Here is a 14,674-nt window from a genome sequence, read left to right as displayed (position 1 = left end):
ACATAAATCACAGATCTGATACTTGCCTGTCTATACACTGATCTTTATGATCGGGTATTACCTGATCTACGTAGCGTAAAGAAGAAATCATAAAGAATAGAATTACAGCAACTACACTTGCTATACCACTCCACAGTAACAATATGTTGGGCTGATAATATTTACCTAGTAAACCAACAAGTGTTAGACCTAAAGGATATGTAATCTGGCCAAGCAATGTTATTAGACTAAAGACACGTCCTTGAAGTTCTGGAGGAGTTTTATTTAAATAGATCACCTCACACGTTGCATTATATAATGGACCCATTAAGCCACAAACAAAGAGAGCAAAACCAGCAATCAATAAATTCTCATTTGACACCATTGCTTGGGAGGCCCCAGCGACTACAAGTCCAATCATTATACTCAAAACACGATTCTTAAATCCATTCCAACTTGCCATAATTATCCCACCAACACATACGCCAAGGAACAAAATTGCATTCATAGCACCACTGACTTGTGCGTCAAATGAACTAGCTGTACTACCTAGATTTCCAAGAACATCCGCAATAAAGGAAGCGCCTGGCTGTTTTTCCCAAAAAAGTGAGGACATCGGCAATAATAGTACTACTAAAAAAGAACCAAATAAACTAAAAACCGTACTCGATGCAATGAGCGCTAGTAAACTCGGATTTTTTTTTATGAATTGTGCGCCACCCCAAACTTCTCTGAAAAGATTTAATTTATTATTTTTTTCAGATATTTTACTCGTTGGATTTGGTATAGCTACTACAATAGCGCCAATCACTGAGACAAGGAAAGTACAAGCATCAATTACCAATAAACCTGCACCACCCACAAATCCAATAAGTATTCCGCCAATCAATGGACCGCCTATAAAAGCTGCAGCATTTAGCGACTGATTAAGACCGCTCACCTTCGCTAATTTACTACGATCAACCATCATTCCCATTGTCGCAATTAATGTTGGATTACGAAAAGCTGTACATATTGCGTGGATTATTGCTACCAAGTAAATATGCCATGTTAGTAACCCACCACTTTTCATTAAAAATGCAAGTAAAAGCATTAGACAAACCAGTAAGGTATTAGTTGAGATAAGAATCATTTTTCGATTAAGACGATCAACAAAAACCCCTGCTATTGACTGTGCAATAACCATTGGGAGGAAAAATGAAATTGTTACCTTTGCAATTGCGCCTGGTTCTCCAAATGTAGTCCACGCCCAATAAGCAAGTACAAAAGTGGTTAGACTACTTCCCAAGTTCGAAAATTTTTCAGTAATCATAAGGACTATGTATCCCTTAAGACCCTTAAGCATTAAAACCGCCTCCTTTCAAGAGCTCCAGTTAAAATAATCAATAATTTATTTCTAATTTAAGAGTTTTTTGCCGAACAGCGCTAACTGTCAAGGATTTTAGGTACAGCAAAGTTCTAATATTATCCAAATTGAATACCATAAATAATCCTAAAGTAAAATAATGTACTGTATTAAATCAGAGTTTTACTCCAAATCATACGACCTGTATCGACTATCCACCCCATTGCTTTCATATCTTCTATAACATTTTGTTTAATCCCCTGAATATGCGTTCCGATTTTACGAAAACCTTTCGATTTAGCAATCTCACTAATATGTAAGATCATAGCACGTTCTACACCAGTGTTTAGAAAATCATTTCGCACACCTAAAAAATTAATGTATGCTGTATCACGACTCCCAGTTAAACAAGAGCACCAACCAATATACTCTCCTTTATGAAGCGCCAACACTTGACTATCATGGTTTGAATCTTCGCTTCCAAAAATAAACGCCTTAAATTCTTCAAACTCCATCTCTATAGTTGCATTACCAGGCAATACTATCTCTTTGATAATTGGATGTGCTAATGTTTCATATAATTCTAATTCAAAATTTTGCTTCTCATTCTTTTCTTGTTGGGCAGTACGTAAATGAATTCCAGATCTTGTCATTTCATTAGTGAAGTTAGTGTATGAACCTCCCTCAAATGAATCGAGACTTAGATTTATTTCAGCATTTCTACCAATTAATTCAAACCCTTTATTCTCTATCCATTTTATGGCATGCGAGTCATCTTCCGAGCACGCCCCTATTAACTTATTAACACCGTGAGACTGTGCAAACTCAATACTTTTTTCCAGTATTGCAGTCGCTAATCCTTGACCTTTGTAATCTGGATCTGTCATAACCACAATATGAAAAGTACCATCCGCGGATGTTCCATTAACAATACCTGAATCACCATAAGCAACTACTTTACCATCACGTTCAACTACCCATTGTTTAAGGGGATTATCTGGATGACGATTTTCCTCCATAGCGATCCTACCTTTAACAGTCATTGGTACCTTTGGATTTACCCTATTATTAATAGAAACTATTGCTGCAATATCATCTAATTTAAATTCTCGTATTTCTTGAACTTTTTGCTCTTTTTTCAACATAAAAATCATTCCTTCTTATGGTTTATTTGTAATATTAAAAGCGTAAGAGGTAAAGATAGGTATTTGGAGTCCCAAATTCTATACAGGATTCAATGGACAGACCTGCCTTAGTAAAGGCTTCATTATATTCAGCCTTAGTTGGTAAATTCACATCCATATAAGAGTGAAGTAGTTCGAACCCCACGGAAAAAATCGGTAATTCATTCAAACTCTCAACTTGAGGCATTTTTACAGTATCAGCCACTAGTAGATATTTAATATTAGGGAACTTTTCTCTCAACCGATCGAACAGTACATGCCATACCTCAGGTATGTTATATAGATCATGTAACATCATAAAACTACTCACAATTTCTACTTCCTTCAAAACATCGTTATATTCGTCAGTATTAATAGTATCTAATACATTAGTACAAATCATTTTAATACGGTCTTCCAAGCCATGATCACTGACATTCTTATTAGCTAACGTAATTGCATCTTCACTTATATCTATTCCCACTCCTTTTATAGATGGATAACGATTACAAAGTGAAACTAAACGTCCTCCATTACCGCACCCTAAATCAGCAATAGTGGTAAAGTTCAGATTATCAAGCACATCAAATAATAAGTGTTGCATAAATGAGCGGTTATTAATATCTGCCCCAAGAGCTACTTTACCCTCATCTCGTAAATGACTCCATTCTATATCATTCTTAGCCAAATTCCCCATGTTTCGAAATAGGTTACCATAACCTCCAACACTCCATGTAAAATAACCTATTTGATTTCTAAGATTTTCTCCCATCTCAGTTATGGATACACAACCATCGTTATGCATTTTAATATAGCCGAATGCATGTCCAGCTTTAAGCAAAGCAATTAACCGAGAGAACTCGCTACCCGTTTGAATAGCAAGTTTCTCAGGTTTTACTTTATAACCTGGCTTTAAAAATGAAAACAATCCAATTTCTTGATATGCATATGCTACATTTGCTCCTACGTATCCGTTAAATAAGTCCTCAGGTCGGATTGGTTTTACTTTCATCTGAATGTCCTCCTTAGAATCAATACACCCGTTAATTAAATCAGGAGAATAGAATAGTTTCATTTCCATTTGATTATGCTCCTTTGGCCTTTAATAAATTAACTGATGTTCTTCTTTCTCATGTTCAATCATATTCCATAATTTAGGCATCGGGATAAACTCCTTATCAATAGTGTATTTTAGAATAGAATAAATTAAATTGCGATCGGGTTTTTGACAAATAACCCCTAAATTTTTCAATATTTCGACAGTTTTCTGAGAATCGATACGAACCACTTTACCCTCTACATTGCTACCTTCCAGTTGCGCAATAATAAGTTGTAAAGCTTCCTGATGTTCTTCTGACATGTTTTCACTAAATAAAAATTGATTAAATTTCTCTGGCTTCAACAAAGTTATAGCATATCCAAATGATTGCAGTAACTGAGTAAGTTCCTCAATAGACAAGCAATTAGGGTTACAGAGATGATATGTTTGTCCAATAGATTCTCTATGAGTTGATAGTTTAACTAGTGCTTTACTACAATAATCAATAGGCGTTAGATCCAAGTCTCCTGGGGACTGTGGGGCTGCACCTAATAAGATAATTCCCTTTAATATACGATAGAAAGCATCCGTTTCCATATTCTCTTGAAACTGTCCACTTTTTGAATGAGCAACAAGATTCCCTACTCGGTAAACAGAGGCAGAGATACCATCTTTACTAGCTTCCCTCACGAGCTTCTCGGCATTAAACTTGCTCCTTGTGTAAACATTATCGAGAATTTGCCCACGATCAAAGTCTTTTTCCTGCAACACATATTCATTTGGATCTTGCGAAGACCACCCAACTATACTAATTGTTGAAACATAATGAAAATGCACACTCGGGATTACTTTGGCTAATTCAAGTAAACGTCTAGTCCCGCCAACGTTAGTGTTTTCAAAGTGTTCCTCATTACCATAATGCCTAACATCAGCAGCGCAATGTATAATCATATTAATCTGTTCTTTTATCATCTGCAAGTTCCCCGCAGAAATTCCTAGATCTTCCTTATTCAGATCAGAGTTAATTACTGTTACTCTCCCTTTCAAGCGGTCTCTCATGCCTTCTCCAAAGTAAAACTCCATCTTACTATGAAATCGTTCAAGTACTGACAAGTTGCCAGATGGACGTACTAAACAATATATATGTGCTCTGGTTTGCTCAAGTAATTCATATAAAACATGGGCACCAAGAAAACCCGTCCCACCTGTTAACAACACTCCATTAGTATCAATCCTAGTATTCAATTCACTCGAAGCTATTTCATCCTCTACAGTATTCTTACATCTCGCTTCTGATGAAACATTTGTCTTATCCAGTTCATTTCTATTTTTTCCATCTAAATGTTCAGCATTCAAAGTCTTAAGTTGTTTAAATAAAAAATCAGTTAAATCTTCCACATTTCTATAGGTAAAGAAGTCTTGAACTTGAACATTTGGAAACTTTGGTTTTATTTTTACTATTATAGGTAGTATTTTTAACGAATGACCTCCAAGTTTAAAGAAATCATCGTGTATATCAATCTCATTTATTTCAAGAGCCTCTTTCCAAAGTTCAAGAATCCATTCTTGCAGCTCACTTTTGGATAATTCATCTTCCTCTATTTCTGAAGAGTTCGCTTCTTTATTTTGAGCATATAGGTGCTTAGTTATTGATTCAATTGTTCTATGAGTAAAAAAGTCTTGAACTTGAACGTTTGGAAACTTTGGTTTTATTTTTACTATTATAGGTAGTATTTTTAACGAATGACCTCCAAGTTTAAAGAAATCATCGTGTATACCAATCTCATTTATTTCAAGAGCCTCTTTCCATAACTCTGCTATCCAATTCTGTAAATCATCTTCTCTCATAATGCCCTCGCTTTTTTGCGTTCCATCCGTCATTACTTCTGCACTGTTTAATGATGGTAATGCATTTTTATCCACTTTTCCATTATCAGTTAACGGGAGTGAAGAAACAGGAATTAAATGCGCTGGAATCATATACTCAGGTAAGAAATTTCCTAAAAATTCAAAAACCTCATTTTTATCCACCGTTGTTTCTGTAACGATGTAAGCTAGCAAACGTTTATCACCTGACGAATCAGTGTCTACAACAATTACACAATCCCTTACAGCATTATGCTTCAGTAAAATTGACTTAATTTCTTCTAATTCAATACGGAATCCACGAATTTTCACTTGATTGTCTGATCGTCCTAAATATTCAAGGGTACCATCCTCAAGATAACGTGCAATATCGCCAGTTTTATATAGTGTTTCCCCAGGTATAACCGAATTCTTAATAAACCCTCTCTTTGTTAAATCATCATCATTTAAATATCCCCGTGCAACTCCAGGACCACCGATGTAAATTTCGCCTTTCACTCCTATCGGTACGAGTTGTTTCTGATCGTCCAATAAATAAATTTTCATATTATTAATGGGACGACCAATTGGGGTTATTTTCCTATCAAATTGCATTTCAGGAGTAATCCTTTGAACAGTACACCCAACAACCGTTTCAGTAGGACCATACTCGTTATAAATAATAGTATTTGGGTAATATGAGAACCATGATTTCACCAATTCTGGAGATAGAGCTTCTCCACCAACTATCACATGTCGCAAGCTTTTCATACCTGCACCATTAATTTTAGCTTCTTGAATTAATAACTCTAGATGAGCTGGTGTGAATTTAGCTGACTCGAAATCGTGCACACTCGCCATTTGCGTTAAAAGAGCTACTCCTTCTAATTCAGCTGGTTGAATAAATATTGTATTTCCAGTTATCAAAGGCAAAAATAGACTTGTCACGGTCAAATCGAATGAGATAGATGAATAAAGTGGGAAACTTCCCTCTTTGCCAGATCTATAAAGATTTACCGATTGTGTCAAATAATTCACAAGGCCACGATGTTGTACCTGAACACCTTTAGGAAAACCTGTTGATCCAGAAGTAAATATAATATAAGCAAGATGCTCCGGTGAACTATATTCTAGAAGTGGAGCGGTACTTTGATTCTCTAGTTCCTTATTTAATTGTTCGATAATTAGACATCGACCTTTAAATCTACCAACAGTATTTATGAGCGATTGCTGAGTAATGACTATTGGAGCTTCCGAAGCCTTTAATAAATAATTAATCCGCTCTTGAGGATACGAAGGATCGATAGGAACATAAGTCCCACCTGCTTTTAATATCCCTAAAATTGCTATTACTAACTGAGGCGAACGCTTACACATAATTGCTACATGCGTTTCAGTACCAACACCCAATTTACGAAGGTAATGAGCAAGAGCATTTGATTGCTTCTCAAGTTCTCCATAAGTAAGTGCTTGATTTTTATAAGAAATTGCTATTTTTTGAGAATGTTCTTTTGCCTGTATTGACAAAAGACTGTGAATCGTTTTGTCTTGTGGGAAAAATGCTTTTTCCTCATTAAAAGACAACAGTTTTTGTTTTTCTTTAACAGAGAGAATTTCTAATTCAGCTATTCTAGTATCTGGTTTTTTAACAATACTATTAAGTAAATGCATAAAATTATCCATCATATAGTGAATCGTTGAATCTTTAAAAAGGTCAGTACAATATTCTAAATAAAGCGATATTCCATTTTTAATTTCACTTGCCATTAAAGTAATGTCAAATTTCGAAAATATACTTTGTGGTTGGACTGCTTCTACAACATTATTACAAAACCCCTCTTCCGCCTTGATATCGTGTTTTAACATGCTAAATAATACACTAAAAATGGGCGGCCTACTTTCATCACGGGAAGGATTCAACTCTGCAACTAACTTATCGAATGGGTAGTTTTGGTGAGTAAATGCTTCCAATGTCAACTCTCTCACTTGTTCGAGTAATTCATTAAAATGCGGATTACCAGATAAGTCTTTTCTTATGGCTACTGTATTTACAAACATTCCTATCAGATCTTCAGTAATTCGTTCAGACCGCCCCGCTACAGGGGTGCCGACAATTATATCCGTTTGACCACTATACCGGTAGAGCAGTACCTGAAATGCTGTTAAAAGTAATGTATACATCGTGGTATTATTCTCTTTTGCTAATTTACGTAATTCCTTTACCATTTTTTCATCTAGATTTTTTTGATATGATGCTCCTTTAAAGCTTTGAATCTTAGGACGTGGATAATCTTGTGGCAAATCTAAAACTGGTAAATCCCTACCTAATTTCTTATGCCAATACTCTTTAGAGCAATTAAGCTTTTCATTATTTATATCATTAGTTAGCCAGTCCATGTAATCTACATATTGAATATTCAACTCAGATAAGTTTGGTTTTTTCTGCTCTTTTAAAGATGTGTATAACTCATCAATGTCCCTAAGTAATATATTCATTGACCATGCATCAAATACTATATGATGTGCATTAATAAGCAGCATATTCTCACTTGACCCTAATTTAACTATGCACACCCTAAACAATGGCCCTTCTTTCAGATCAAATTTGTACTCTGACTCCTCTAAAAGTAATTCTTGTTTCATTCTCCCTTGTTCACTCTTATTGTGATGTCTCCAATCTAAAACAGGGATATCAAGGATTAATTTTTCATGAATAGTCTGTACAGGTCGATATCCATTCAAAGCAAAAGTTGCTCGTAGTTGCTCATGTCTATCAATCATACTTTGAATAACGCTTTTAAAAAGCTCCAAATCTAGTTTTCCATGTAAAACCATAGCAGCTGGAAGATTATATAGAGTTTGATCTTTATGCATTTCATTCAGAAAGAATATGCTTTGTTGAGAACTCGATAAGGCATAAGTTTGTTGTTTAGGCAAACTAGCTATATTCTTAATTGGAGATTTATTTAATTCGTCTTTTATTTCCTTTTGAAGTTTTTTAATCTCTACTGTCACGTTCTCAATATTTCTTAACTTAAATAGATCAGCTAGTGTAAAATCAACAGAAAATTCTTTACGAATTCGCGCCTGCAATTGAATAGCGTTAAGCGAATCTCCTCCCAATTCAAAAAAGTCATCCTTGAAATCAACATCTTTCACGCCCAAAATTTCATAAAAGAAAGAACGCAATACCTCTTCAATATTAATATTAGATTTTATTTGTAAACTATTTTGTTGCACATCATTATTGTTAATACTTAAGGTATGGGGTACTGTACTGTTATTAACTACTTCTGTTTTCTGATTTATATTATATACTTTATCTGAAAATGGATATGTTGGTACATGTACCCGTCTGTGTGAATAGTCAGCACCCAATGCTTGTAAGTCCACATCAACACCATAGGCCCAGGCTTTACCTACCATGGAAAGTAACATATACCACTCTGGCTTTCGAGCGTCTAATGATTTTAAAAAGAGACGATCTCCTTCAACTTCTTTTATAGCTAGATTATGCAAAATAGGTTGCGGACCTATTTCTAAAAATACATCCATGTCAGATTTATCAAGCCACTTTAAGCCTTTTAAAAATTGAACAGGATTTCGTAACTGCCTACACCAATAATCACTCCCATCAATAGTCTCCATTAATTCACCTGTTAAATTAGATACTATAGGGTACTTTAGCGGTTTCCAATCAATGTTTTCTAAGTGTTTAGAAAACTCCTTAAGCATTGGCTCCATCATGAATGAGTGAAACGCATGAGACACAGAGAGCCGTTTACAAATTCCCCCATCCTGCTCCCATCTTTTACATAGACTATTCACGGATTCTAGAGTTCCAGAAATCACCACTTGATTTGAACTATTAATAGCTGAAATCTCGACGAGCCCATTAGTAAAATTTAAATAAGGTTCTACCTCTTCAACACTAGCAATTAACGAAGCCATCGCTCCTTTTTCACATAACTCATGCATCAATCTACCACGATGCATGACCAGCAGTAAACCCTCTTCCAAGGTAAGGCTTCCACCAATACAAGCAGCAACGTATTCTCCTAAGCTATGACCAATCATTAGTGACGGTTGAATCCCCCAAGATATCCACAACTTCGCCAAAGCATATTCGATAGTAAATAAAGCTGGTTGAGTAATTCGAGTATCATTAAGTTCCTTTCCAAGTTGTTCAGAAAAAAGATATTGTAAAAATGGCTGAGGAAAATATTCTTCTAAAATTTTTGCACATTGATCAAATATTTCTCTTACCACAGATGAACTTTCGTACAAGGTTTTCCCCATACCACTGTACTGTGAACCTTGTCCAGTAAACATAAACACTACATTTTTCTTTGATTTTTTATTTGCATAGAACGTATCCGGAACATTACCATTGGTTCTAGAGATTTCTTCGCATAGCTGAGACAACTCTTTGGTACTGTTAACAGTTAGAGCTATACGGTGATCAAATATTCTCTTACCAATTTGATATGTATACGCTAAGTCAGACAATGACTGTTTTGGTTCTAAGAGGAGATGCTTAGAAAGTCGGTCCGCAACTTGACCCAACTCATACGAATTCTTGGCAGAAATAGGGAACAGTTGATAATTAGGGGTTTTTCTTACTGTCTGAGCATTATCTAATTGCATTAATTCTCTTCCTTTCCTGACATTACTTCTTCTAAGATAACATGTACATTTGTCCCACCAATTCCAAAGGAACTTACTCCTGCTCGACGCAGTTTATTATTAGTACCCCAAGGAGTCTTACTAGAGCAAACATAGAAAGGGCTGTTAGCGAAATCAATCTCAGGATTTGGCTCCATATAATGTAGGCTTGGTGGAATTTCTTTATATTTCAAAGCGAGCGTAGTTTTAATTAATCCAGCAATACCTGCTGCAGAACCAAGATGGCCTATATTTGTTTTAACAGAACCAATCCCACAAAATTGTTTTTGATTCGTTTGGGATCGAAACACTTTAGTTAGCGCTTCTATCTCTATAGGGTCACCTAATTTCGTACCCGTTCCATGTGCCTCAATATAAGAGATACTGTCAGGACTGACATTTGCAGCCGCCTGAGCTCGAGCGATAACATCAGCTTGTCCTTTTAAGCTTGGAGCTGTATAACCTATCTTCATATTTCCATCATTATTGATTGCTGAACCTTTAATTATAGCATATATTGAGTCACCATCTTCCAATGCATCACACAAGCGTTTTAATAAAACAACTCCGCCACCGTTTCCTTCTACAGTACCTGCCGCATCTTTATCAAACGCTCTACAATGTCCATCGGGTGAAAGAATAAAGTTTGGTTCATACAAATAACCAGTCTTTTGTGGAAACCTAATTGATATTCCTCCTGCCAATGCATAATCAGATTGTCCAAGTATTAAACTTTGGCATGCCATGTGTACAGAGACTAGAGAGGTAGAACAAGCGGTATCTACTAACATACTTTCACCAGTAAGATTTAACTTATATGACACACGAGTAGTTAAAAAGGTCGAGCGAGACATAAGGTCTTTTTGGAACTGATCGGCAATTGATACGTCTCCTGACGTTTGTGAAAGATATGTACCAGTTGCACATCCCGCATACAAGCTAACAGGCCGGTCTAGTGTATCTAAGTTATAACCTGCGTTTTCAGCTGCTTCCCATGCACACTCAAGGAAAATACGATGTTGTGGATCCATATACTTAGCTTCCTGTTCGGATATCCTAAAGAATTCTGGATCAAAGGAGAGTGCATTATCAATAAATCCCCCTGCACGTACGATACTGTTGAATAACTTGGGATCTTTATGGAAAGAAGCTGGATCAAGATCCTCATCTGAAATTTGACTAATGCTTTCCTTACCATTACGTAGATTTTCCCAAAATTCATAAGGATTATTAGCTCCAGGAAATCGCAATGACATCCCAATGATTGCAATAGATGTGTCTTCATCTAACCTTTTCCTTGGCGCATTAACTAAAGAAATAACCTTCTCGTTCGGTAATTCCTGAGTAATCAATTGACTAAGGGCACTAACTGTCGTGTACTGGAAAAGATCCATTATGCGAATTTCTACATTTAGTTCTTGTTTCAGAGCTGTTTGAACCTTAACTACCAATAGAGAATGACCACCAAGGTCGAAAAAGTTATCTTCAAGTCCAATACGATCTACTTTAAGAAGACGCTTCCAGATTTCTGTAATTTTGATTTCTACCTCTGATTTTGGTTCTTTATATTCCCCCCTAAAGTATGTTTCTGCAGTTGGAGATGGTAATTGATGTCGATTTACCTTACCGTTTATATTAAGTGGGAGGTCGGTTAAGGGTATCAAATAACTAGGAACCATATATTCAGGTAATTCACTTTTCAAAAAGTCTCTAACCTCTTTTATCTTACTCTTTGGCCATTGAATGACGTTAACCTTATTATCAATGTGCAATTTTTTTGTATCTTTAGGTACAAAATAAGCTGCCAATCTCTTTCCATCATCTGAATTATTGATTACCGTGACAAAACATTCCTGTACCATCGTCGATTTTCGTAATACGCTCTCTACTTCACCAAGTTCTACTCGCTGACTTCGGATTTTCACCTGATTATCATTACGACTAATAAATTCTATATTCCCATTTTTTAAACGCCGCGCACGATCACCTGTTTTATAAAGGCGAGCTCCAGGTTTCTTAGAAAACGGATGCGGTATAAACACTTTTCCCCCACGTTCTTCATCATTTAAGTAACCAAGGGCAAGCCCCAAACCAGAAAGGTATATCTCACCTACTACGCCATATGGGACCGGTTCAAGATTGTGGTCTAGAATATATATTTCCGTATTTGATACAGGTTGTCCAATCGGTATTGTCCATACTTGTTCATCAACCTCATGTATTGGAAAATAACAGGAAGTAAATGAATTTTCTGTTGGACCATAAGTATGTAATAGCGTACCTGGTTTACAATACTTTAGCGCTTTTTTTATATGCTGTTTGGATATAATTTCTCCTCCAAAAATCACCCTGCGTAATGGTGTTAATGACTCTGGTGCATCTTCAATTAAGCGATTAAGGAGGGGAGTAGTTACTAATAAAGTAGTGACACCGTGTTCGTAAATATTTGTACACAACTCTTTTGGAGCAAGGACAATTTCCTTTTTGATTATTAGCAGCGTACTACCATTACATAATGCCCCCCAGATTTCAAATGTTGCACCGTCAAAATTCAATGGAGAAAGCTGAGGTATCACATCACTACTATTCAAGTTTACAAAATTTGCTTTATAAACTAATCGAATTACACCTACGTGAGGTAATTCAACACCCTTTGGCACACCAGTTGATCCGGATGTGTACAGCACATTCGTTAAATTATTTCCATTTATTAAAGTTGGCAAATTATCTATCGATTCACCCTCTATACTTTTCCAATCTTGATCAAGCAAAAAGTACTCGCCAGCATAGTCAGACAACAAGTGTTCTAAATGAGATTGGGTCAATACTACAGATGCCTTAGAATCCTCAATCATGTAATTAAGGCGCTTAACAGGATAACTTGGATCAAGTGGTATGTAAGCACCACCTGACTTTAGAACTCCTAACATCGAGACAATCGATTCAATTCCTTGGTCACATAATATTACTACAATTTTGTTCGCGCCTATACCACGCGACTGCAACCAATGTGCTAACTTGTTAGCACGGGCATTTAACTCCGCATATGTTACTTGATGCCCCTCAAACTTTAGTGCAACGTTTAGGGGATGTAATTCCGCTTGCTTTTCAAACAATTGATGAACGCATAATTCCTTTGGCAGCGGATTTGTTGTTTGATTAACCTCTATTGTTAGCTCATGCTTTTCTTTTTCAGAAAGTATCGGAATTTGATATATACTTTCTGTTGGATTTTTTACTATCGATTTGAGTAATTGTTCCATATGCTTTAATAACAAACCAATGGTCTTACTTGAGTAAAGGTCTGTTCGATAGTCTATTGCCAACTTCAATCCGTCAATATTTTCAGTAAAGCCGAATCCAACATCAAACTTGACCGTCTTCACTGAGACTGGCATACTCTTAACCTTTACATCTCCTAATTCCATAGTTTTTGAAAGATCAGCATAAGTCATAATCGTCTGAAAGATCGGCGAACGACCTAATTCTCGCTCAGGATTAAGTTGTTCAACAAGTAATTTAAATGGGTATTCCTGATTATCTAATGCTTGCAGAGACTTTTCTTTTACGTACTTAATTAAGTCCACAAAGCTTGTATCATCTTCGATATTACACCTTAGGGGTAATGTATTAACAAAGTAACCAATTGTATTGGAAATTTCATCTCTAGTCCTTCCTGCAACAGGTGTACCAATAATTAAATCCTTTTGGCCAGTGTAACGTTTTAGTAAAAGATTAACGGCTGACAAAAGTAACATGTTCATGGTAACGCCATTTTTTTTACATAAATTATGCAACTCTTGAGTTAATCCCGAACTAAACTTCAACTCTCTTGCATCACCTTTATATATTTGCTCTCTTGGACGTATAAAATCTGTTGGTAATTCTAAGCTAGGCAGATCACCTGTTAATTCGTTAAACCAGTAGTCTCTCTGATTATCTAATGAACCACTATTTATACGCTCATTAAACCATTGTACATAATCAGTAAAATCAGTTGTTATATCAGGTAGTTTAAGGCTCTTATGCTCATTATAAGAGCGATAAACTTCAGAAAGTTCTTGTAAAAATATATTAACTGACCATCCATCAAAAACAATATGATGAATATTGATTAATAATACATAGCTATCTTCCTTTTCTTTCAAAATTTTAACTCTAATAAGGGGCCCTTTTTCCAGATCGAATCCAGTACTCAATTCTTCTTCAATTAGAGCATCACACTTAGCTTTTCGTTCTTCAGTTTTGTACTTTGTCATATCAATTAATTCACATTTTAATTCCAAGAAATCGGCTATAACCTGTACAGGCTCTCCTTCATACTCTTTTATCGTAGTACGAAGTGCTGCATGACGATTAACAATAAACTGGAGGGACTGCTCAAGAGCCCCCAAGTTTAGTTGTCCTTCTAGTCGATAAATAAATGGAATATTATACATAGTACTGCCAGGGTTCAATTTATCAAAGAACCATATTTGTTCCTGTAACGGAAGTAGAGGATAATGATTTTGTTTTGGATATGATTTAATTAAGCAATACATTTCTTCATATCGTCTTTTGATTTGATCCGGTGTTGGCATTTTATCAAATGTTAATTTTTCCCCTTTATATGTTACAGATACTGTCATTCCATGTCCC

Annotated in this window: 5 protein-coding genes; all 5 read right to left on the bottom strand. The window is 35.8% G+C overall.

Annotation, left to right across the window (positions count from 1 at the left end):
• Nucleotides 1-7 precede the first annotated feature (7 nt).
• Nucleotides 8-1,324 carry an MFS transporter gene (locus ACM6HU_RS03355; RefSeq protein ID WP_414847989.1) on the bottom strand — a complete coding sequence of 439 codons (1,317 nt, stop codon included), beginning with the start codon at nt 1,322-1,324 and terminating at the stop codon, nt 8-10.
• Nucleotides 1,325-1,494: 170 nt separating this feature from the next.
• Nucleotides 1,495-2,469, bottom strand: a complete 975-nt coding sequence (locus ACM6HU_RS03350; RefSeq protein WP_275857843.1) for a GNAT family N-acetyltransferase — start codon at nt 2,467-2,469, stop codon at nt 1,495-1,497.
• A gap of 34 nt (nt 2,470-2,503) precedes the next feature.
• Nucleotides 2,504-3,499: a class I SAM-dependent methyltransferase gene (locus tag ACM6HU_RS03345; protein WP_275857842.1), complete on the bottom strand. Its 996-nt coding sequence runs from the start codon at nt 3,497-3,499 to the stop codon at nt 2,504-2,506.
• Nucleotides 3,500-3,589: 90 nt separating this feature from the next.
• A complete protein-coding gene (locus tag ACM6HU_RS03340) occupies nt 3,590-10,018 on the bottom strand; it encodes a non-ribosomal peptide synthetase (RefSeq protein ID WP_275857841.1) in 6,429 nt (2,142 codons plus the stop codon).
• Complete coding sequence (locus ACM6HU_RS03335) at nt 10,018-14,664, bottom strand: non-ribosomal peptide synthetase (protein WP_275857840.1); 4,647 nt, start codon at nt 14,662-14,664, stop codon at nt 10,018-10,020. Before ACM6HU_RS03335 ends, ACM6HU_RS03340 begins: the two co-directional genes overlap by 1 nt.
• Between the last annotated feature and the right edge of the window lie 10 nt (nt 14,665-14,674).

The sequence above is a fragment of the Bacillus sp. IT-79MI2 genome, assembly GCF_949768135.1.
Taxonomy (GTDB): domain Bacteria; phylum Bacillota; class Bacilli; order Bacillales; family Bacillaceae_G; genus Bacillus_A; species Bacillus_A pseudomycoides.
Note: the sequence above shows the minus strand (reverse complement) of the source record. Positions and strands in the feature narration are given on the sequence as shown.